This is a genomic window from Paenibacillus psychroresistens (assembly GCF_009728935.1).
GTDB classification, from domain to species: domain Bacteria; phylum Bacillota; class Bacilli; order Paenibacillales; family NBRC-103111; genus Paenibacillus_AC; species Paenibacillus_AC psychroresistens.
This window is the reverse complement of sequence record NZ_CP034235.1, coordinates 4,888,660-4,909,941: the sequence shown is the minus strand read 5'-3', so window position 1 is coordinate 4,909,941 and position 21,282 is coordinate 4,888,660. Positions and strand designations below refer to the sequence as shown.

Sequence of the window (21,282 nt, the reverse complement as noted above, 5' to 3'; positions counted from 1 at the left end):
ATGAGCCAAGAACCGAATAACACGGATAATGATATTAAATTAAACATAGCAAAGCTTGTCCAATTTGCACTTAATCAGCAATTGCTTGAACATTGGGATGTTGTGTCAGCAACGAATGCTTTGTTGGATTTACTGGGTGTAGCTGAACCGTACTCCGAAGAGTTATTAGAATCAAACGAAAAAAGCGCAGTGGATATTCTATCACACATTTTGGACTATGCTGTAGAGCAAGGTATTCTTCAGGACAATAATACGACACTAAGGGACCTTTTGGATGCCAAAATCATGGGTTTACTCATGCCGCGCCAGTCTGAGGTCATTCGTAAATTCTGGCAGACTGTAGAAGAGGAATCCATTCAAAAAGCTACGGAATTGTATTACCAGCTTTCAATAGATTCCAATTATATTCGGATGGACCGAATTGCTAAGAATTTATATTGGCAAACAGCGACGGAATATGGCAGCTTGGAAATCACAGTAAACCTTTCTAAGCCCGAGAAGGATCCTAAGGAAATTGCACTTGAGCGCAGCTTACCGCAAAGCAGCTATCCTAAATGCTTACTATGTTATGAAAATGTCGGTTATGCGGGCAGATTGAACCATCCTGCTCGTCAAAATCATCGTGTGATTCCGCTTCAATTAGACGGATCAACTTGGTTTTTGCAGTATTCGCCTTACGTTTATTACAATGAACATAGTATTATTTTCTGCGAGCAGCATACGCCAATGAAGATATCACAACACACTTTCACGCGCTTACTTGATTTCGTTGGACAATTTCCACATTATTTTATTGGCTCTAATGCCGATTTGCCGATTGTGGGCGGTTCCATATTGAATCATGATCACTTTCAAGGTGGTCGCCATAGCTTTCCGATGGAGAAAGCAGGGGTGCTGGCATCCTTCTCCATCTCAGAATATCCTCAGGTGAAAATGGGCATTGTTAAATGGCCTATGTCTGTTATTCGGATTTCTAGTAAAGATCCACAGGATTTAATTCTATTGGCAACACGAATTTACGAGGCGTGGCAGGGGTACAGTGATCCAGCAGCTGAGGTTCAATCCGAATCTAAGGTTGATGGAGTATTAACTCCTCATAACACGGTAACACCTATTGCTCGCATGAATGGGGCTGCTGAGTATGAGCTTGATTTAGTGCTGCGGAATAATCGAACTACAGATGAGCAACCTTTTGGCATATTTCATCCGCATGAGCCTTTACACCATATCAAAAAAGAAAACATCGGACTGATTGAAGTGATGGGTTTAGCGGTTTTGCCAGGTAGATTGCAGAATGAAATGCAGCAGATCGAGCAAATACTTACAGGTGAGCTTATTTTCGATTCAGTTATATTGGAAAATACTCAGCATGTCTTGTATAAACATAAAACTTGGATCGAAGAGTTGATTAAGGAATATGGGATTAGCCATTCCGATCAGTCTGCACAAGATTTAGTACGAAATGAAGTAGGAAATAAATTTCTTGCTGTACTGTCAGATGCCGGTGTTTATAAAAATGATCCTATCGGTTTAGAGGCTTTTCATAGATTTATGCTGCATTTGGGTTGTAAGGTTGGCATATAATTGTAAATAAGGTAAAAGAATAGGCCGGATTAGGCTTACTTTTACAATTACCCCTTTTTCTTAGGACGAAACCATGGTAAGATTAAATTTAGTGTGAATGCTTAGACAAAGATGGCCTGTCGCACTTGACTTTATTGAGGGGGGAAAGGCGCATTGCTTAAGCGTAACTTAATCGGCTTATTACGTAGTTTTGATCAAACTGGTGAGAGGGCGAAAGACCCAGCATTAAAAACCAAACACTACAAAATGTCCAGAGATCAAGCTTGGACAGAAGTCACTACTACTTTAAAAAAATTAAACGGATACAAAATCTTACATGAGGTGCAGAATGTCGGTGAAATCGTAATGGAGAAAAAGACGATTACGGGCAGAAGACAGGATATTACCGTAACTCTTTTTTCAGTAACTCCACTAAAAACGGCCATTGATATTTATTCGGCTTCGCGTGGATCCTTGGGGGATTTAGGCTCCAATTACCGTACTATCCTTGAAATCTATCGTACTTTGGATAAAAAATTAGCAGCTTACAGAATTACATAAAAAAGCGAGGAAGAATTTCTTCCCCGCTTTTTTTGCGGTTTGCTTAAATTAATTTAGCTAGAGCTTCAAGAGCTTTGTCAAAATCCGGAGGATTCGTCATTTCACCTAAGTATTCTACATATTGAACTTTGTTGTCGGCATCTACAATGAAGATTGATCTCATCAATAAGCCAAGCTCTTTAATATAAACGCCATAAGCTTCGCCAAATGTTCTATCTTTATAGTCAGACAATGTAGTCAATTGATCTACACCAGCAGCACCACACCAGCGAGCTTGTGCAAAGGGCAAGTCCACACTAATGGTTAGGATAGTTACTTTGTCGCCTAATTTGCCAGCTTCAACATTGAAACGACGTGTTTGTGCATCGCACGTTCCTGTGTCTAGGGATGGAACTACACTAATTAGCTTCACTTTTCCATCATAATCCTTCAAGGAAACCTGAGTCATTAAATCTTTGTTTACTTTGAAATCAGGTGCTGTATCGCCTACTTTAATTTCAGGTCCGATAAGCGTAAGCGGGTTTCCTTTTATTGTTGCTACACCAGTACGTTCTTGTGCCATAAAATAATTCCTCCTATAAATTGTTTTTGAGAAGACTTGGTAATCCGACGTTTCTTATTATAATATGTAGAAAAGGCAATTGTCCAATTTAGGAAAGAAGGATCAGAATGGAACTAAGACAACTGCATTATTTTGTTAGTGTTGCGAAAAAGCAGCATGTCACTCATGCAGCCGAAGAACTGCATGTGGCACAATCTGCTGTAAGCCGACAAATTCATTTGCTCGAAGAAGAATTAAACCTGCAGCTTTTCGTTCAGAAGGGGCGTAATTTACAGCTGACTCCTGTAGGAAAGCTATTACTTAATAAGATTGAAGGTATTCTATCGGATCTAGAGCGTGTAGTCCAAGAAGCCCATGAATTCCTTGATCCGAATAAAGGTGAAATTCGCATTGGTTTTCCGCATAGCTTGGGTGTCAATTTGCTGCCTACAGTTGTTGCTTGCTATCGTAAGATCAACCCTGAGGTTAAGTTTCGTTTAAAGCAAGGCACATATAATAGTTTAATTCGTGATTTAACCAATGGTGAGATTGATTTGAGCTTCATCTCGCCATTCCCTGAGAATCATGCTTTAGTTTCAGGACAGATTCTACTTACAGAGGAGCTTTATGCAATCCTGCCGGCACAACATGAGCTGGCAAACGAAGTATCCTTGCATCTATCCCAGCTTAAAGAAGAACCATTTGTCATGTTCAGTGAAGACTATTCTTTACGTGCGATTGTTCTAGATGCTTGTAAAAGAGTAGGTTTCGTTCCTAAGTTTGGTTTTGAAGGAGATGAAACAGATACAATTAGGGGATTGGTTGCTGCAGGCTTGGGAGTTAGCTTATTGCCAGAGATGGCGATAACAGAGCGAGGACCCTTGCAGCCGGCTAAAGTCCGGTTACAGGAACCTAAAGTAACAAGGACAATTGGATTGATTCGTCGCAAGGGTGAGAAGATTCCACCTGTAGCTGAAAGATTCCAAACCTTCTTAATTGACTATTTTAAGGAAAAATAAAAGCTTCACTTAGCTGAAACAGCTAGGTGAAGCTTTTATAATATTATCTAGGGGATTAATCGTTCGAACGGGCCATTAGAATGTATTTAATCAACGTTAGTACTGATATTAATGCTGCGGCTACATAGGTCATGGCGGCTGCGTTTAAAACCTTGCCAACCCCAACCTGTTCATCGCTGTGCACAAAACCTAGTGGACCCATTGCCCTGCGAGCTCGAGTACTTGCGTTAAACTCTACAGGCAAAGTAATTAATTGAAAGATAACTGCAACGGAGAATAAAATAATGCCTAACGTAAGCAGAAAATGAAATTGAGAAAAAATGAAACCGCCAATAATCAATAGAGGTGCTAATCCAGATGAGAAGTTTACGGCTGGAAATATCTTGTGGCGAGCTACTAACATAGGGTAATGAACCTTATGCTGAACAGCATGACCAACCTCATGACAAGCAACTGCAACGGCTGAAATGGATTTCTCGTAATAGACTGGCTCTGATAAACGTATAATGCGTGTAGTGGGGTCATAATGATCTGTAAGCCGTCCAGCAATAGGTTCAATGGCTACATCATATAAACCATTTGCGTCGAGCATACGCCGTGCTGCTTCGTATCCGGTAACTCCAGCTTGATTAGGGACCTCGGCCCATTTGTTGAACGTACTTTTTACACGAAAGGATGCCCATAATGATACGGCGAACATCGCGTAAATGAAATAATCCATCCAATGAAAGTAAAATAACATTTGATATTCCTCCTCAGAATTTTGTTAATAAAATTCATTTGCTTCTATAGAAGCGGACCTTTGCCAAGCAGAATAAGTAGAGCTTCAATACAAGCTGCGCTTTGTGGTGTTAGGATCTTAAAGGCTTGTTTCATTTGATTCGGTTTCAGGTGATCAAACAATGGACTAAGTTCCTTAACTTCCTTCTCTAATTGATGAAGATGTAAATTAAGTGCTGAAAGCTTGTCGGTGACTTCTCCGTCGTGACTTACTTTCTCCCATTGCTCAAATGTACTTTTAATCTCCTCCAAGCTATATTTCTCTTTCTTCATGGTCTCAATACGTTTAAGGCGAGCTAAGGTTTCATCACTATAATAGCGATAATTTTTGTCTGATCGTTTATCTGGATCAATTAGCCCAAGCTTTGTGTAATAATCAATCGTGCGTTGGCTTATATTCGATATTTTGGCTAATTCTCCAATGCGGTATAGCTTTTCCATAATTCCATCACTCCTTTGGGACATTTCACTCTAATAATGATACTTAATTTAAACCATACAGTCAAAGGTAATGCTTTTTAAGTGTAAATACATAACATCTCATGTTAATTTATATCCAAATCCGAATTATAATGTTAGAAATCCGTTTAATTTTCGTATTTTAGTAAAAAACCTGTTGTCAAAATCAATCACTCTGTATATAATGACAATAAGAAGTAGATTACATGTTATGAAAACTAACATCAAAAGGGAGTGGTTCATGTGTTAAAGAAAATGTTATTTGCTTCAATCTTTATGGTCCTATTGTTCCCCACATTCGCATTCGCTGCTGATGCAACCGTTCCAGAGCTAACAAGCGCGATTAACTCGCTTTGGGTTATGGTAGCCGCAATCCTAGTTATTTTTATGCAAGCAGGATTCGCATTATTAGAAGCAGGATCAACAAGAATGAAGAATGCAGGTCATGTTGCTGGTAAAACAGTTTTAACTTTTGGGATTTGTGCTTTAGCCTTTTGGGCAATTGGTTTCGGATTCGCTTTTGGAGATGGAAATAATTTCTTCGGTACAACTGGATTTTTCGTAGACGGGACAGTAGAGCAAGCAACTAAGTCGTTTAGTTCATTAGCTTTCTCTGATGTTGGTATAAGTCTTAAATTCTTATTCCAGACAGCTTTTGCTGGAGTATCACTTGCAATTGCTTGGGGTGGATTTGCTGAAAGAGCAAAACTATCCGTTTACTTCATATTCGGTCTATTGTTCACCGTTCTTATCTATCCTATTGTTGCTCACTGGGTATGGGGCGGCGGTTGGTTGGCAGATATCGGTATGCAGGATTTTGCCGGATCAACAGTTGTTCATTTACAAGGTGCTACAGCGGCCTTGGTTGCAACGATCTTACTTAAACCGCGTATTGGTAAGTTCAATAAAGACGGTTCAGCTAACTTGATCCCTGGACATAACCAAGTGTTAACAGTATTAGGGGTTATTATCCTTTGGATTTGCTGGTTTGGATTTAATGCAGGAAGCACGCTTAGCGTAATGGGTGAAGGCTTCTTCGGATACATCGCTTTAACTACGAATTTAGCAACAGCTGCCGGTGCAGTAGCGGCATTAGTTGTTTCATGGATTTACTTTGGTAAAGCTGATATTCCAGCTATGCTAAATGGTGTGCTTGCAGCACTTGTTGCCATCACAGCTGCTTGTGCGTTTGTTGAACCTTGGGCAGCAGTTGTTATCGGAGCTGTATCAGGTATTCTTACATTCTTTACTTCTCAGTGGTTTGAGAAATTGGGCTTGGATGATCCGATTTACGCTTTCTCTGTTCATGGTATTGCTGGGATTTGGGGAACACTTTCAACAGGTTTGTTCGCAACTAAGGAATTGGCTGCTAAGGTCGCTATCGGTCAAGCGGGTCTATTCTATGGTGGTGGATGGCACCAATTGTTTGTTCAAGCTAAGGGAGTTTTCGGAGCATTCGCATTTGTTGCTGTACTAAGCTTTATTATTCTTGGTATAATCAGAGTAACTATGGGTCTTCGGGTAACAGAAGAAGAAGAAATTATTGGGCTAGATTTAAGTGAGCATGGTACTTACGGGTATCCTGAGCAAATGAAAAAAGCAAATAATTCAGCTATTTAAATAAAACTATTAGTTTGTTGGGTTGGTGAAAGGGGATTGCATCATGTATAAACTCTCACTTGAAACAAGCCGTGAGCTCATCTTAAACGCTAAAGATTTTAGTAGTTTAAGAGTACTCCGGGATCAGGTGCATGAGATTATACAGGTGCATCCCCTTTTGAGCACCCCAATTGAATGGAACCAGCAATTAAATGACATTCATGATTGGTTGATACAACGATGTATTGTGATTTCAGAACAATTGCTTATAGATAAAGGGTTTGGAGCAGCTCCAGTACCTTATGCCTTTTTACTATTTGGAAGTGGCGGTAGAAAAGAACAAACGCTTTGGAGTGATCAGGACAATGGTTTGATCTATGAGTCAACTGAAGTAGAAGATGAGGAAGAAGTAGCTGGTTATTTTAAAGCTTTGGCTGATTGTATTATTAGCGGTTTAATGGTGCTAGGATATCCTCCTTGTGAGGGTGATGTGATATCGAGCAACGAAAGCTGGCGCAAATCTTTAACAGATTGGAAAAAAAATGTACAAGATTGGTTGGAAGAACCCAATTGGGAGAATATCCGATATCTATTAATAATCGAGGATATGCGAGCCGTTTATGGCGATGTATCAATAGTAGATAAGTTAAAAGAATTCGTAGCTGAATTTATAAGTTCGCATCGTTCCATTCTAGAAAACTTGCTTCAGAATACGTTGCACCGTAAAACTTCATTGGGTATTTTTGGGCAGCTGCTAACGGAGCGGTATGGTGAAGATGCTGGTGGAGTGGATATTAAATATGGCTCCTATATTCCCATCGTAAATGGAATTCGATTATTGGCTATTCAAGAAGATGTTCGAGAAACATCGACTTTAGAACGTATAGATAGGCTTCTGGAATGTAAAGCAATCACAAATGCACAAGCAAACGAATGGAAAAAAGCTATGGCGCTGAATCTTGAATTACGCTCCAAGACACCTTTCCAGCTAGAAGATGGTTTATTCTCCTCAAGGGGGAAATTATTAACTAGCCAATTATCAAAACAAACAAAGAAGGCGTTAAAATATTCTTTATATACAGGAATTGATTTACAGAAGTTTGTCCAGAAAAAGGTACAGCATGAGCTGGATCAATAATAATAAAGGAGATGGTAGCGGATGAAGGAACCTAAGCCCCCTAGCGGGATGTGGCAGCTCTATAAAATGGGCGGCATTACTCCTGCAATTAATTCGATGTTTAATCCGCAGAATGCACAGCAAATGGCCTTCATCCGATCTATCATGAAGGAGCAACGCCAAAATTCATTATATGATGTAACTTTGAATGATCTGCATGCTGTGGTGTTTGATCTGGAAACTACTGGATTCTCCCCTTATAATGGGGATGAAATTATCTCAATTGGCGCTGTGGTTGTGGAAGGCAGAGATGTTAAGTCAGAAGAGACCTTCTATAGCAATGTGAATCCCAAACGCAACATTCCTACAGTTGTTGAGGAGCTTACGGGGATAACTAATAAGATGGGATCAGAAGCACCGGAATTAATCCAAGCCTTACGCAGATTTTTAGAATTTGTCCAGAAGCGAATATTGATTGCGCATGGAACAGGGCATGATAAGCAGTTTTTGAACTCGGCTTTATGGAAAACCTCAAAAACGAATCTCACTCACCGGGTCTTGGATACGATGATGATTGCCAAATGGCTGCATCCTAAACGTAGGGATTTTGGACTGGATTCGTTATTGGATCATTACGAGATTTCGATAGATCCAGCTCAGCGACATCATGCGTTGGGGGATTCTTTAATGACAGCCAATCTTTGGTGTAAGTTTATGAAGGAAATGGAAAACAGAGAAGTCAATAATTTGGGCGATCTATATGCTCATTTAAGTCACATGGCTTAGGGTGAACCCATAATAATCTCAATAGTCTGCTCCTTGATGGAGTGGGGCTTTTTTTGTTGATTTGAGCTAAATTCGAAGGATTTCATGATCGGTTGATTGGGTTGAGTCAAGGAGAGGATGGCATAGATAGGCAATGTCCAAGGGCTTTGTAAGTCAGCATTAGAAGGGTATGCATCAGTAAGGGGATGAGAATGAAAAATACCAATCCAGGGATAACCATGCTTGCTGTAAATTAGCTTAAGCAATTCCTCGCGATTAAATTCAAACTGGTTATTAGCTGAATTCGCGATATTCGTAATACCCCTAAACGATTTTATTGTAAGTGAATCTGGATCATTAGTTCCTAAAAAGACACCACAAGCTTCGTTTGGCAGCTGGAATCTACAGTAATCAATAAGTTCATTATATAATTGAAAAGTTATTTTTATCATTGTCCACACCTCTTAATAGCCCAATAAACATCAAGTATACACATAAATTAGGTTATTTTGAAGTAAGCTTTATTGTACCTCGGCTTCAGGTTTAATCAAGAAGAATACCATTACTAAAGTACCCAAGGCTAAAGAAGAAACGGTAATGAATATAATTTTATCAGACTTTTCCATCATCCAACCAAACAAGGGGGGGCCTAAAGCTACACCTAGAAAGCGAAGGCTGCTATATAAAGATGTAATCATGCCTCGCTCGCTCTTTTCTACAGTTCCTGTAATCATTGTATTCAGACAAGGCAGCAGAAGCCCTGTACCAATACTGCTTAGTGTCAAAAGTCCAATGAAGATATACACATTCTTGAAAAAAAATAAAGTTAATCCAAGCGACACGGTCATAATAATTAAGCCAATGTTCATTAACCACCGCATTAAAACGCCATTTTTCTTGATTTTACTTCCTGTAACGTAGGACGTGATAACCATTCCTAATAATGGGATCGCTAATACTAGCCCTTTAATAACTCCTTTTAAGCTATAGGGAGGCTCCTCGAGGATATTGGATAAATAAAAGAGCACGCCAAACAGAGTAAATAAAGCCAGAGAACCAGCGAGAAACGCAGGGAGCAACCACTTTCCCTTTTCTTTGATAATAGATTTGATGTCCGAAATGTAAGGTTTAAGCTTTTTCGGCTTTGTAGCTTTTTTAGGCTCTTTTATCACCCATACAACGGCTATTATTGAAAGTAGACAAAATATCGGAAAAGCAAAAAATGCTGCATACCAGATAATTAATGCAAATAAAGCCCCTATTATCGGACTAATTACTTTACCAGCACCATTCGAGGCTTCAATTAATCCTAATGCCTTACTTTGTGTCGCGCCTTGGTACATGTCTCCTACGAGGGCTAATGATATTGGGCCTGTACCAGCCGCTCCAATGCCTTGTATGGCCCGTGCAATGATAATGATGGTATAAGAGTTCCAAACAGCCCCAAAGCCTGCTAAAACGCCTGCTAGCCCATAAATGATTAATGAAGGTATTATGACAGCTTTGCGTGAGAAACGGTCAGATAGAAAGCCGGCAATAGGAATGACAATGGCAGCCGTTAAGGAGAATAACGTGATGATAAAGCTGCTTTGTGCTTTAGTAATGCCAAGCTCTGTGACCATTTGAGGCAGGATTGGAATGAGCATAGAGTTGCCTAATACTAGAACCATAGGGATGGTCGCTAAAGCGATAAATTGACCAATGATTCCTTTGGACTTAGTTTTTTTTGAAGGGCTTTGTGTCTCCTCTTGGTCTATGGAGCTTTCGAATGTAACATTAAGCCAAGATTTTGTTTTTGCTTTTGCCAAGGGAATTACGCCTCCTGCAGATCGGTTTGCAATTAATGTTCCCACATGGTAAAACAAACATACGAAGGTCGATTAATTCGAAATTGGAGAAGTGATTCTAAATGGTTGATCAAATATGAATAATAAGCTTTCTAAAAATTTAGCTGTTTTCGTTGTCTTACTGATTCTAATCGGCATTGCCGTATTTCAGAATGTGTCTGCACGAGGAAAAGATGTCTTGAAAAAGGATGATAATGAAGTTGTGGATACAGCTCCTAAGCCTGGGTTTCTCGCTCCAACCTTTCAATTAACGGGATTGGATGGAAAGTCTTATCAGGTTGGGGGTAAACAGGATAAACCTTATATGCTGAATTTTTGGGCATCCTGGTGTGGTCCGTGTGAATTAGAAGCACCAGATTTGAAGAATATGTATGATAAATATAAGGATGATTTCAATTTATACGGTATCAACACTACGGATAAAGACAATTTAGATGATATGAAGAAATTTGTGAAGCAGTATAAATTACCTTTCCCCATCCTGTTGGACAAGGAAGGTAAAGTTGCAGATCTATACCGATTTAACCTTATTCCCACCAGCTTTTTGGTTGATCGTAATGGGGTTGTAGTGGATGTGATTCATATTTTATCACCATCAGAGCTTGAACGGAAAATCAAAAAATTGATTAAAGAGTGAAAAAAACGGCTTATTCTAGAAGAGATCCTCTAGAATAAGCCGTTATAATTTAAACATAGATAGCTATATGATTTAATGATTAACTAAACCGAAACGTTCTTTTTGTTTCTCTGACTCATGTTTAATCTGTGTTTGGCCAATTAATGCATATCGTATGCTATCGATCAGTGCCAACCAGCTTGCTTCAAAGATATTCTCGGATACGCCAACCGTACTCCATGTATTGTTGAAATCACTTGATTCGATTAGAACTCGAACTTTCCCTGCCGTAGCAACCTTATCATCAATCACCCGTACTTTGTAATCGGATAAATGCATATTCTGAATACTTGGATAGTAAGCGATTAAAGCTTTTCTTAGTGCGTTGTCCAAAGCATTTACAGGGCCATTTCCTTCGGCTACAGTGTAGACCGTTTCACCGTGCACTTTGATTTTGATGATCGCTTCGGAAACGACCGCTTGGCTAGCGATTTTCTCGACACTGATTTTAAAAGATTCGAGTGTAAACATTTCTTCAATTTCACCTGAAGCTTGGCGTAATAAGAGTTCAAGTGAAGCGTCGGCACCTTCAAATTGGTAGCCTTGATGCTCCATAGCTTTTATTCTATCAATAATTTCTTTAGTCTGGGCTTGTTCCATATTGAGATTTATATTCAATTCCTGAGCTTTAAACATTAAATTGCTTTGGCCGGCTAGTTCAGAAACCAATACGCGTTGTTTATTTCCTACTAATTCTGGTTTGATATGCTCGTAAGTTCTAGAATCCTTCATTATAGCTGAAACATGAATGCCGCCTTTATGCGCGAACGCTGCAACACCCACGTAAGGTTGGTTCACAGGCATATGCACATTTGCAATTTCACTAACGAACCGAGCAACGGATGTCAAGCTTTGCAGCTGAGGTTCAGTTAGGCAAGGATAGTTAAGCTTTAACTGAAGATTGGGGATGATCGAGCACAAATTTGCATTTCCGCAACGTTCACCATAACCATTCATTGTACCTTGTACCTGTCTAGCACCTGCCTGGATAGCTGTTAAGCTGTTGGCAACAGCAAGCTCGCAATCGTTATGTGTATGAATTCCGATAGGTGTAGTCATTATGCTGCAAACGTGGCTGACAATATCATATATTTCACCTGGCAAGGTACCGCCATTGGTATCGCACAATACGATCCAGTCAGCTCCAGCATCCTCTGCTTTTTTGAGACAGGCTAGGGCATATTCAGGATTATTCTTATACCCATCAAAGAAATGCTCCGCATCATATATCGTTTCTAAACCTTTAGACTTAAGAAATTTAAAAGAATCATAGATCATTGCTAAATTTTCTTCTAATGAAGTCTGTAATGCAGTATGAACATGGAAGTCCCAAGCTTTACCAACTAAAGTGGCCACAGGCATCCCGCAATCAATAATACGCTTTAAGCCAGCATCTGTTTCCACATCTGTATCTTTACGACGTGTACTCCCGAATGCGACGAATTTAGCGTTGTTTAGCTTAATGTGTTTGGCCCGCTCAAAAAACTCTATATCCTTGCTATTGCTGCCAGGGTTACCACCTTCTATGTAATGGACGCCAAGAGCATCAAGCTTTAAAGCTATTTTTATTTTATCTTCAACGGATAGGCTGACACCTTCACCTTGCGTGCCGTCTCTTAATGTTGTATCGAAAATTTTAATATTTGCATTCATAGCGAACGAATCCTCCTAAGGCTATACCAATTTTAGCTCATGCGATAAAATATTATAGCATAATTTCTCATCAAGAACACGCTTTTCGTAAGGGAAATTATGATTATATGTTCAGAAACTTGACCAGCCAAGGGCGGAATTGTATGCTGTAATTGCTTTACTATTTTACGGAGGTGCTCATTTAATGTCTACTAAACCTGAAAGAACCTTATTGCCTGTCCCGAATCCCCATGAGGATCGCGATTATGAAGTGGAAATCGAATGTCCTGAATTTACAGCTTTATGCCCAGTAACAGGTCAACCCGACTTCGCGACAATTATAATTAAATATATTCCAGGCCCTTATATTGTTGAGTTAAAGTCCTTGAAGCTATATATTTGGAGCTTTCGTGACGAAGGTCATTTTCATGAAGATGTTACGAATATGATTCTAAATGATATCGTTAAGTTTATTCAACCGCGTAAGCTGCATGTTACGGGCAAATTCAATGTGCGCGGCGGCATTTACACTACTGTTCGTGCAGAATATGAAGCCAAGCGCTGAGTTCTATCCCAAGGATGGTAGAGTCATTCTGCACACAGATATGAATGCATTTTACTGTTCGGTACATGAAGCAGTCGAGCCTGATAAGTATCGAGGCAAGCCAATAGCTGTTGCAGGGAGCGTAGAGCTGCGTAAAGGGATCGTAGTGACTTCCTCCTATGTAGCTCGTTCCCAAGGGGTTAAGACGGGTATGCAGGTGCGAGAGGCTTTTAAAGTCTGTCCAGAGCTTATCATCATTCAACCTGATTTTGAGCAGTATCGCTTGTTCTCCAAAGCCTTTATGCAAATTGCTTATAGTTATTCACCTTTAATAGAGGCTATGTCTATTGACGAATGTTATTTAGATATTACCGGTTCAAAGCTTTTTGGCTCCCCATTAGAAATTGCTCAAGCTCTGCAAACGAGAATTCGTGTAGAGCTTGATTTGCCATGTTCAATTGGAATTGCACCTAATAAACTACTAGCCAAAATGGCTTCTGATATGAAAAAACCAAACGGGATTTCTATTTTACGAAGAAGAGATGTTCCGCGGCTGCTATGGGACAAACCATGTGCCTATTTATTCGGGATCGGCCGACAAACAGGAGACAAGCTGAGTGTTCTGAATATTCAAACTATCGGACAGCTGGCTGCTGCTGAGGAATCCTTTTTGATCAAACATTTTGGTGTGATTGGCAGCTGGCTGAAGCAGGCTGCTAATGGGATTGACCATTCCCCGGTTAATCCGCTGAATGAAGCAAGCAAGTCGATCGGACATACGACGACATTGCCGCAAAATTTAACAGAGAAAACCGCTATTGATCGCGTTTTTCTGAATTTGGCAGATCAGGTTGCGAGAAGATTGCGAAGACAGCATTTAACGGCTGGCACTATTCAGATTACTATCCGGGATCCGGAAATGAAGACCATTACACGTTCTTTCACTCCAGCAGCTCCGACAGAGAATGCAGATGATATTTACCATGAGGCATGCCGTTTATTTCATTTGCATTGGAAGTCTGGAAAAGCTGTGCGATTATTGGGAATCACACTGCAAAGTCTCCAGGATAAAGATAAATCTGCGATGCAGTTGGATTTGTTTGATTTTGAGAAGCAGCCTAAGAGAGAGCAATTAAACCTAGCCATGGATCGCATTCGAGATAAATATGGGGAAAGCGCCTTGCTTACAGCAGGTATGATCAGTAACGATCCATCCGCTTTAATTCGTAATCACAAGGTACGAGGTACCTCATTACAAATGGATCATCTCAAAATAAGTAATTTTGATGAAGAGTCATAAATTATTGCAGAAATCTTGGGATTAAGTATTTGAACTTTCCATCATTTTGTATTATAGTTTACATGATAGATACTAAATAATGAGGAGGAGTAAGAACAATGGCAAAATACACTTGGGTTGAAAAAGATACATGTATCGCTTGTGGTGCATGCGGCGCGACTGCTCCGGACATTTATGATTATGACGATGAAGGCTTAGCTGAAGTTATTTTTGATGGTGATGGCAATAAAGGGGTTACAGTAATTCCTGACAATCTTTTGGACGACCTTCAGGATGCACAAGATGGCTGCCCTACGGATTCTATTAAAGTAGCAGACGCTGCATTCAACAAAGCAGGTTAATTCTATTACCGTTTGAAACAAAAGGCTGATCTCATTACGTAGTTTAAACTGCGGATGGAGATTAGCCTTTTTGAATTTTAAACAAGTAAAAAAGACTGCCCGCAGAGGACAGTCTGAGTAATATTAAGTAGAATTATACAGGTGTCTTAAGATGCTCGATTACCTCATATAACTTAACAGGCAATGATTTACCTTTCATCATTTTTTCACCGATACAATTGTATTCAAAATATTCTTTGGTTCTTTCATAGGTTGCTTCGGAAACAAGCACTTGGTTAGGCTGAGTGTTCGATTCAATACGCGCAGCTGTATTTACGTTATCACCGATAGCTGTGTAGTCAATTCGCAGATAAGATCCAATATTACCTACAACCACTTCGCCGGTGTTAATACCAATACCAACACTTATCGTAACTCCGTATTTCTCCAAAACATCCGCTCTAACCTGAATCATCCCTTTTTGCATATCATAAGCGGATTTTACGGCAAAGTACTCATGGTGTTTAACATCTAGAGGTGCATTGTACAAGATCATCGCTGCATCTCCAATAAACTTATCAATCGTACCATGATTCTCCAACGCTTTTTCGGTAATTAAGTTGAACATCATGTTAAGGAATCCAACAACCTCTTCTGGCTGTAGCTTCTCTGAAAGTGGTGTGAATCCACGAACGTCGAGGAACAGTACCGATAGCTCTTTACTAATTCCACCAAGCTTAATTTCTTGGTCACTCTTAGCAATTTCTTTAACGAGATCTGGTGAGATATAACGTCCAAATTGTTTGGTAATGTAATTCTTTTGTTTGGTTTCGAAATAAGTTTTTATCGATATATTTACAAGAAAGCTTAACAATAAGGCGGCAATAGGTGAAACAGTATTCACAAAGATTCCATTCGTAGCGGAGTAGGAGAACAAGTAATATTGACCAACCAACATGGCAATTATCAGTACAAAAACAATAATAAAGCTGGTTGTAGGTTTGAACTTCCAGGATAAATAGGCTGCTCCAAGGAACAGGACTAAGATAAGAAAAAAGGTTATTTTCTGTTTCTCAGGTGTGATATGGGTATCATTTATTAATTGGTTAATAATGTTGGCGTGGACATATACCAGCTTAGTTTTACTTTCTATAGGAGTTCTACCATCATCGTTACTTACTCCAGTTGCAGTAAAGCCTATTAGTACGGCAGTGTTTCTAAGCTTATATTTGCCTTCTGTATCGTTCATTATTTTGTGAAATGGGATTACCTGAATGTCGTCGGAATTAAGATCATATTTAATCTGCATTTCCGCATTTTTGTAATTGTTTAGATAGTTGGTATCAACATCAATCCCAATATTACGAGCAGATTGAATTGCTAAGGAATCAATCATTCCTTCGGGTGTATTAATTCTCAGGAATGTTTTGCGAATAACATTATCTTTATCCACGTTTGCATTGACATGTCCTACCTGCGTAACAGCTCCAAACTCAGGAAAAGGCATTATGACACTTTTAGAAGTTATGGGCTCATTTGGATGCTTGATTGTAACATTGGAATTATCAATATCGTTAAACTTACCCGTGAAATCAGCCTGAGCAGGGAGAATAATATTATCATACTTGGCTAAGGCATCAGCAAATGCTTTATCGCTTTCTGGATTGCTTTTTTCATAAAATTGAATATCGAAGCCTATTGATGCGGCTCCGGCTTTTTCTAGATGTTCAATTACAGGTATGTAAGATTTGCGATCCCAAGGAAATGCTCCAAGCTCTTTAAGTGATTCATCGTCAATGGCTACAACCACAACATCATGATGGTATTCATTTGTCATGGTGCTTTTCATATCGAAATCGTACAAAGAGTTGCTTAAAACCAATAGAGGCCCTATTAGTAGAAAACAGAGCAAAAGAACAGGGATATTACCTATTAAAGCGGTTGTCCAAAGTTTTCTTTTCATCGCATGCATTTCTCCCATTTTTTATGAAATTTATTAATCTATAAAAACAATAATACAAACGTTGAAGCTTCACAACACTAAATTGATAAAAAAAGTAATAATATGTCGTAAAGCAGAAAGATTAGCGAAAATGTAATGCAAATTACAGAACATTCGACAATATTCCTCTATAATCAACAGTTGTGCTATTTAATTTGCTATAAAGAGAGGAAGTATCTTACTTATTCCGACAAATTTTTCATTGTGCTTTTGTCTGTTTCAATCTAGAATAGAAGGAAAGTATTACTAAATAACACAATAGCGTCAAAAGTACTATTGAAATATAGGTCTATTATCTATTAATCTATTACAATAGGCTAAATTTATCAAAAAAATAAATAAATTAATGAAGGCAGGAAGGGGAAAAATTATGAAATTCAATCGAAATTTATCAGCAATTGTCATTGCAACATTCTTGTTAACTCTTATTTCGACAGGAATCGCTACACCAGCACTAGGGAAATCTTCACGTATTGCCATAATTTCTGATTTAACAGGTTCAGCTACAGTTAAAAGCTCAGGAGGTTCACGTGAATATGATGCTTACATTGATATGGGGCTAGCTCAAGGCGATTACATAACTACAGATGCTAATTCTTCTGTTACATTTAAAATTAAAGATCATGAGGATGAGGTTACCATCGGTTCTAATGCGGTTGTTTCCCTTACTACATTAACGGATAAAGGCAAAGGCAAGAAATCAAAAATTAAAGTACTTTCAGGTTCCGTTTGGTCGAATGTTAAGAAGCTTTCCGGCGGAGACGACTTTGAGGTAGAAACACCAACAGCTGTCATGGCGGTTCGTGGAACTAAGGTTCTGACAAACGTGGACAGTGAAACGGGTGAAACCTACGTGGCTGTTGCCGCAGGTACTGTTTCTGCAAAGACTAATAGTGAAGATGCTACAGAGGATGAAGGTAAAGAAATTCTGATAGCTCCTTCTCAGCAGCTTTCATTAGATTCTCGCGATGAAGTTACTGATTTGGAAGACAAGGTAGCTATTATTGATCCGGAAAAACTTGTTTCGGAAACTCCTTCTGAAATTATCGAAGCGATTATTAAAGATAAAGCTGATATTGATCGAGAAAATGCTGAGTTTATTGCCGCGCAAAAAGAAAAGATTGCCAATGGAGATCCTACAGGTATTGCTAGAGATGGAGCGGGTTCATCATTAGATACTAAAGATCAAAGCGAATTGGACAAGGTTGCTAAGAACCTTGACAATCTTATCGGTAATGTTGCTAAAACAGCGATAGAAGAGAAAAAAGTAGACAAAGAGAAAATTGATAAAATTATTGAAGAATTAAATAAGGATATTACGGATCCGACTAAAAAATTGGACTTAGATAAAGTCTTGCCTATGGATAAAACCGCAGGAGTAGATCCGGAGCTTCAGAAGAAAAAGGATGAAGAGTTAAAGAAGCTTGAAGCTGCCAAGAAAGCAGCCGATGAAGTGAAAAAAGCAGCTGAAGATGCCGCTAAATTAAAGCTAGCAGAAGCTTTGAAGAAGCTTGATGCTGAAAAAGCTAGAATTGCTAAGGAAAAAGAAGATTTAGGTTTGAATAAACCGACACCGACACCATCACCGATACCAGTACCATCACCTAGTTCATCACCAGCTCCAACAACCAGACAAACGGTGGCTACACCTAGCTTTGACATACCAGCAGGAACATATACTTCTCCACAATCCGTTCATTTTACATCAGCAACTGAAGGTGTTACCTACTATTACACAACGGATAAGACAACACCTACTACTTCGTCTACACCAGGTGCTTTTGTAACTATCGATAAGATTAGCACACTAAAAGTTATAGCTACTAAACCGGGTTACAATGATTCTGCAGTAGCTAGCAGAGATTATACAATTGCTGTGGCTGCTCCATCATTCGATCATGGATCCGGTGCAGTTTCATCCGGTACTCCTGTTACTATCACGACGGTAACTGCAGGTGCAGTTATTCGATATACAACTAACAATACCAAACCTACTTCAACATCTACTATTTTTAACAGCAGCAGCCCGATACAAATTACTTCAGATACAACAATTAGAGCTATTGCTTTTAAAGCAAATCTAGCTGATTCGTCTGAAATCACAGTAGCTTATACATTATCAGTATTACAGACTGCAGAAAAACCAACCTTCTTACCTGGAGAAGGCACCTTTACAACTACAAAAACAATTGAATTATTTTCTGCTACACAAGATGCAACAATTTATTACACAACAGATGGCAGTGAGCCTGTGATCAATGGATCTGGCGTTGTCTCTACAGATTCAATAACACATGCATACACTATTCCAATTAATGTTTCAGTTACCACAACGATAAAAGCAATTGCCGTCAAGCCAGGCATGCTCAAATCTGGTACTGCAACTGGCTTATTTACGATTAATTTACCGTTACCTGCAGTAACAGTTACTCCTACAATAAATCAATTTGGCTCTAATAATTTTGATTTAGTGTTAACTATTAATAATCTTATAGCTGCCAATCAGGTTGCTGGTGTTGAGGTGCACGTAGTCTCTCCTGGAAATGTCAATTTAACTGCACTTCAGAGTGGTATTAGCTCAGCCTTCTTTGGGGAAAGCAGCGTAAAGAGATTTAATAATGCAGTATCAAGAGAAGTGATTTTTGCAGCAGTTCTTCCTACTATGGATCCAGATGCAAATATTACTGGTCCATATGAACTGGTTAAACTTCCATTTTCAATATTTGCATCAACAGAAAATACAACTCAGTATCCACTTACGATTTATATTAAAGTTGTAAATACTGATGGAACAAGCTATACATTTCAGAACTTTAACTTTGGTACAGACATCATAGATACACCTGCAACAATTCCAGTTACTTATTTCAACCCCGTGATTTTAACTGAACAGTAATAAAATTAATAAAAGAAATAGTTACCAACAGAACATCTAACCAATAAAGGAGAAACCTATGAAAAGAATTAAAAGTGTTGTTATAAGTTCGCTGCTTACTGCAGCTTTAGTAGGCGGGACAAGCATTGCATCAGCAAGCATTTCCAAAGATGGTGTTTTCTCCTCAAAGGATTCCAATCAGTTATTGTCTAGTAGTTTGAATGTTGCAGGTACTGGGGATGCAGGGACAACGAATGGAGAAGCGCTTGCTTCTCTGTTCCGTTCCCCACAATCGATCCTAGTTGCTGCAGACGGTTCGATTATTGTTTCTGATTCCAACAGCCAAGTGATTCGTAAAATTGCGGCAGGCAAGGTAACGACATTAGCTGGCGCATCGGTAGAGAAGGATGCACAAGGATTCCCGGTTGGCGGTTTATTGGATGGGACTTCAGACTTATCATTTTTTAATCACCCCAATGGAATTGCACTTGGTGTTAATGGATCGATTTATATAGCTGATACAGATAATCACGCGATTCGTGTGATTGATGCGACTGGAACTGTAACAATTCTTGCTGGTAATGGTGTTCAAGGAAATGTTAATGCTGTTGGCAAGGAAGCGAAATTCAATCATCCTACTGATCTTGCAGTTGCTAAAGATGGTACTGTCTATGTTGCAGATACCTTGAACAATGCCATTCGTAAAATTACAGCAGATGGAACTGTAACTACGTTAAATGCAGCATCGGACCGTAAAGTACTAATAGCTTCAGGTCAAACAATTGCTGCTGGGGATTACTTGGATGGGGCGCTTACTCAAGCTAAGTTTAATGAACCTTCTGGGATTGCGATTGATGCTAAAGGCAATTTATATGTAAGTGATACAGGCAACCAAAAAATTCGTTACATTGATTTGGCATCTGGCCAAGTGACAACAGTTGCAGGTAGTGGGTCATATGAAACTGCTAAAATCAATGTAGTTGGAGACTATGCGGATGGAGATGCAGCTAAGGCGATGTTTGATAGTCCTCTTGGTATCACAGTTACAGATGAAGGTGGATTACTAATTGCAGATAGCTTAAACCATTCCATACGTTACTTATACAACGGTAAAGTATCAACAATTGCGGGGGATGCAGATCAATTCGCTGGTGAAGCTAATGGTGTTGAGCGTTCCACACAATTTAGCGTTCCTACAGATGTTGCAGTAGCAGCAGATGGCACTATTCTTGTCACGGATTCCTTCAACAATAAAATTCGCTCGATTACACCTTATCAATTGCCAGCTGACTTAGCTAAGGATGATTCAATCAAAGTCGTTTATAATGGCAAATCCGTAGTATTTGATTCCAAAGCTGAGATTAAAGCATCACGTACGATGGTTCCATTCCGTGCGATTGCTGAAGCATTAGGTTATGAAGTGAAATATACGGCTGAAGGGCAAATCATAGAAATGACTAAAGGCACAGTAACTATCAAGATGGCTATTGGAGCTAAGACAGTAACTACGATTGAAAAAGATAAAGCTGACGTAATTACAACAATCGATGTTGCACCTTATATAATTGCAAAAGATAATCGTACATTAATTCCAGTTCGCTTTTTTGCAGAACAAGTTGGTCTAAATGTGGAATGGAATCAGAAGAACCACACAGCCATTTTACGTAACTAATTTTATGGAT

At 39.2% G+C, this 21,282-nt stretch carries 19 protein-coding genes; 12 read left to right on the top strand and 7 right to left on the bottom strand.

The genetic code is table 11. From position 1 onward, the window contains the following. Together EHS13_RS22520 and EHS13_RS22515 are read left to right on the top strand one after the other, a co-directional pair. Positions 1-1,584, top strand: coding sequence for a UDP-glucose--hexose-1-phosphate uridylyltransferase (locus tag EHS13_RS22520; RefSeq protein WP_155702547.1), 1,584 nt, complete (start codon positions 1-3; stop codon positions 1,582-1,584). A gap of 153 nt (positions 1,585-1,737) precedes the next feature. Further along, the gene (locus EHS13_RS22515; protein ID WP_155702546.1) at positions 1,738-2,124 is read left to right on the top strand and encodes a DUF1499 domain-containing protein; all 387 of its coding nucleotides are present in this window, start codon (positions 1,738-1,740) and stop codon (positions 2,122-2,124) included. Positions 2,125-2,167: 43 nt separating this feature from the next. Here the strand turns inward: EHS13_RS22515 and tpx are convergent, their stop codons facing one another. Next, on the bottom strand, positions 2,168-2,686 hold the full coding sequence (tpx, locus tag EHS13_RS22510) for a thiol peroxidase (RefSeq protein WP_155702545.1): 519 nt from the start codon (positions 2,684-2,686) through the stop codon (positions 2,168-2,170). 107 nt (positions 2,687-2,793) lie between these two features. Here tpx and EHS13_RS22505 point away from each other — a divergent pair, with 107 nt between their 5' ends. Then, the gene (locus EHS13_RS22505; RefSeq protein ID WP_155702544.1) at positions 2,794-3,684 is read left to right on the top strand and encodes a glutamate biosynthesis transcriptional regulator GltC; all 891 of its coding nucleotides are present in this window, start codon (positions 2,794-2,796) and stop codon (positions 3,682-3,684) included. 55 nt (positions 3,685-3,739) lie between these two features. Here the strand turns inward: EHS13_RS22505 and EHS13_RS22500 are convergent, their stop codons facing one another. Then, positions 3,740-4,426, bottom strand: a complete 687-nt coding sequence (locus tag EHS13_RS22500) for a zinc metallopeptidase (RefSeq protein ID WP_155702543.1) — start codon at positions 4,424-4,426, stop codon at positions 3,740-3,742. A 44-nt stretch (positions 4,427-4,470) separates the two neighbouring features. Next, positions 4,471-4,905 (bottom strand): MerR family transcriptional regulator, encoded by a 435-nt coding sequence (locus EHS13_RS22495; protein WP_155702542.1) that lies wholly within the window; start codon positions 4,903-4,905, stop codon positions 4,471-4,473. A 273-nt stretch (positions 4,906-5,178) separates the two neighbouring features. Here EHS13_RS22495 and EHS13_RS22490 point away from each other — a divergent pair, with 273 nt between their 5' ends. From EHS13_RS22490 to EHS13_RS22480, 3 genes are read left to right on the top strand one after another with little or no spacing between them, the layout of a single operon-like run. Then, complete coding sequence (locus EHS13_RS22490) at positions 5,179-6,543, top strand: ammonium transporter (RefSeq protein ID WP_155705475.1); 1,365 nt, start codon at positions 5,179-5,181, stop codon at positions 6,541-6,543. 43 nt (positions 6,544-6,586) lie between these two features. After that, the gene (locus EHS13_RS22485; RefSeq protein ID WP_155702541.1) at positions 6,587-7,660 is read left to right on the top strand and encodes a DUF294 nucleotidyltransferase-like domain-containing protein; all 1,074 of its coding nucleotides are present in this window, start codon (positions 6,587-6,589) and stop codon (positions 7,658-7,660) included. A 21-nt stretch (positions 7,661-7,681) separates the two neighbouring features. Further along, a complete protein-coding gene (locus EHS13_RS22480) occupies positions 7,682-8,425 on the top strand; it encodes an exonuclease domain-containing protein (RefSeq protein ID WP_155702540.1) in 744 nt (247 codons plus the stop codon). Here EHS13_RS22480 and EHS13_RS22475 read toward each other — a convergent pair. Beyond that, positions 8,422-8,856, bottom strand: coding sequence for a M67 family metallopeptidase (locus EHS13_RS22475; protein WP_155702539.1), 435 nt, complete (start codon positions 8,854-8,856; stop codon positions 8,422-8,424). The two genes, EHS13_RS22480 and EHS13_RS22475, sit on opposite strands and share 4 nt — an antisense overlap. 69 nt (positions 8,857-8,925) lie before the next feature. Further along, positions 8,926-10,212, bottom strand: a complete 1,287-nt coding sequence (locus EHS13_RS22470) for an MFS transporter (RefSeq protein WP_155702538.1) — start codon at positions 10,210-10,212, stop codon at positions 8,926-8,928. A 115-nt stretch (positions 10,213-10,327) separates the two neighbouring features. Between EHS13_RS22470 and EHS13_RS22465 the strand changes: the two genes are divergently transcribed. Then, positions 10,328-10,888 (top strand): TlpA family protein disulfide reductase, encoded by a 561-nt coding sequence (locus tag EHS13_RS22465; protein WP_155702537.1) that lies wholly within the window; start codon positions 10,328-10,330, stop codon positions 10,886-10,888. Positions 10,889-10,960: 72 nt separating this feature from the next. On the opposite strand, the gene cimA is transcribed toward EHS13_RS22465, so the two are convergent. Beyond that, positions 10,961-12,580, bottom strand: coding sequence for a citramalate synthase (gene cimA / locus EHS13_RS22460; protein ID WP_155702536.1), 1,620 nt, complete (start codon positions 12,578-12,580; stop codon positions 10,961-10,963). A 184-nt stretch (positions 12,581-12,764) separates the two neighbouring features. On the opposite strand from cimA, the gene queF reads away from it, so the two are divergent. From queF to EHS13_RS22445, 3 genes are all read left to right on the top strand, one after another. Continuing rightward, on the top strand, positions 12,765-13,124 hold the full coding sequence (queF, locus tag EHS13_RS22455) for a preQ(1) synthase (protein ID WP_155702535.1): 360 nt from the start codon (positions 12,765-12,767) through the stop codon (positions 13,122-13,124). Continuing rightward, the gene (locus tag EHS13_RS22450; protein ID WP_155705474.1) at positions 13,108-14,403 is read left to right on the top strand and encodes a DNA polymerase IV; all 1,296 of its coding nucleotides are present in this window, start codon (positions 13,108-13,110) and stop codon (positions 14,401-14,403) included. The genes queF and EHS13_RS22450 overlap by 17 nt, the downstream gene beginning before the upstream one ends. 98 nt (positions 14,404-14,501) lie before the next feature. Further along, positions 14,502-14,744, top strand: coding sequence for a ferredoxin (locus EHS13_RS22445; RefSeq protein WP_155702534.1), 243 nt, complete (start codon positions 14,502-14,504; stop codon positions 14,742-14,744). Between the two features lie 133 nt (positions 14,745-14,877). Here the strand turns inward: EHS13_RS22445 and EHS13_RS22440 are convergent, their stop codons facing one another. Beyond that, positions 14,878-16,686 carry a CHASE2 domain-containing protein gene (locus EHS13_RS22440; protein ID WP_155702533.1) on the bottom strand — a complete coding sequence of 603 codons (1,809 nt, stop codon included), beginning with the start codon at positions 16,684-16,686 and terminating at the stop codon, positions 14,878-14,880. Positions 16,687-17,095: 409 nt separating this feature from the next. On the opposite strand from EHS13_RS22440, the gene EHS13_RS22435 reads away from it, so the two are divergent. Together EHS13_RS22435 and EHS13_RS22430 are read left to right on the top strand one after the other, a co-directional pair. Then, a complete protein-coding gene (locus tag EHS13_RS22435) occupies positions 17,096-19,621 on the top strand; it encodes a chitobiase/beta-hexosaminidase C-terminal domain-containing protein (RefSeq protein ID WP_162463206.1) in 2,526 nt (841 codons plus the stop codon). Positions 19,622-19,679: 58 nt separating this feature from the next. Continuing rightward, positions 19,680-21,272, top strand: coding sequence for a stalk domain-containing protein (locus EHS13_RS22430; RefSeq protein ID WP_155702531.1), 1,593 nt, complete (start codon positions 19,680-19,682; stop codon positions 21,270-21,272). Positions 21,273-21,282 lie beyond the last annotated feature (10 nt).

Coding starts and splice junctions, on each gene's coding strand:
- EHS13_RS22520 (WP_155702547.1), top strand. CDS start 1: ATGAGCCAAGAACCGAATAACACGGATAATGATATTAAATTAAACATA.
- tpx (WP_155702545.1), bottom strand. CDS start 2,686: ATGGCACAAGAACGTACTGGTGTAGCAACAATAAAAGGAAACCCGCTT.
- EHS13_RS22505 (WP_155702544.1), top strand. CDS start 2,794: ATGGAACTAAGACAACTGCATTATTTTGTTAGTGTTGCGAAAAAGCAG.
- EHS13_RS22500 (WP_155702543.1), bottom strand. CDS start 4,426: ATGTTATTTTACTTTCATTGGATGGATTATTTCATTTACGCGATGTTC.
- EHS13_RS22495 (WP_155702542.1), bottom strand. CDS start 4,905: ATGGAAAAGCTATACCGCATTGGAGAATTAGCCAAAATATCGAATATA.
- EHS13_RS22490 (WP_155705475.1), top strand. CDS start 5,179: ATGTTATTTGCTTCAATCTTTATGGTCCTATTGTTCCCCACATTCGCA.
- EHS13_RS22485 (WP_155702541.1), top strand. CDS start 6,587: ATGTATAAACTCTCACTTGAAACAAGCCGTGAGCTCATCTTAAACGCT.
- EHS13_RS22480 (WP_155702540.1), top strand. CDS start 7,682: ATGAAGGAACCTAAGCCCCCTAGCGGGATGTGGCAGCTCTATAAAATG.
- EHS13_RS22475 (WP_155702539.1), bottom strand. CDS start 8,856: ATGATAAAAATAACTTTTCAATTATATAATGAACTTATTGATTACTGT.
- EHS13_RS22465 (WP_155702537.1), top strand. CDS start 10,328: ATGAATAATAAGCTTTCTAAAAATTTAGCTGTTTTCGTTGTCTTACTG.
- cimA (WP_155702536.1), bottom strand. CDS start 12,580: ATGAATGCAAATATTAAAATTTTCGATACAACATTAAGAGACGGCACG.
- queF (WP_155702535.1), top strand. CDS start 12,765: ATGTCTACTAAACCTGAAAGAACCTTATTGCCTGTCCCGAATCCCCAT.
- EHS13_RS22450 (WP_155705474.1), top strand. CDS start 13,108: ATGAAGCCAAGCGCTGAGTTCTATCCCAAGGATGGTAGAGTCATTCTG.
- EHS13_RS22445 (WP_155702534.1), top strand. CDS start 14,502: ATGGCAAAATACACTTGGGTTGAAAAAGATACATGTATCGCTTGTGGT.
- EHS13_RS22440 (WP_155702533.1), bottom strand. CDS start 16,686: ATGAAAAGAAAACTTTGGACAACCGCTTTAATAGGTAATATCCCTGTT.
- EHS13_RS22435 (WP_162463206.1), top strand. CDS start 17,096: ATGAAATTCAATCGAAATTTATCAGCAATTGTCATTGCAACATTCTTG.
- EHS13_RS22430 (WP_155702531.1), top strand. CDS start 19,680: ATGAAAAGAATTAAAAGTGTTGTTATAAGTTCGCTGCTTACTGCAGCT.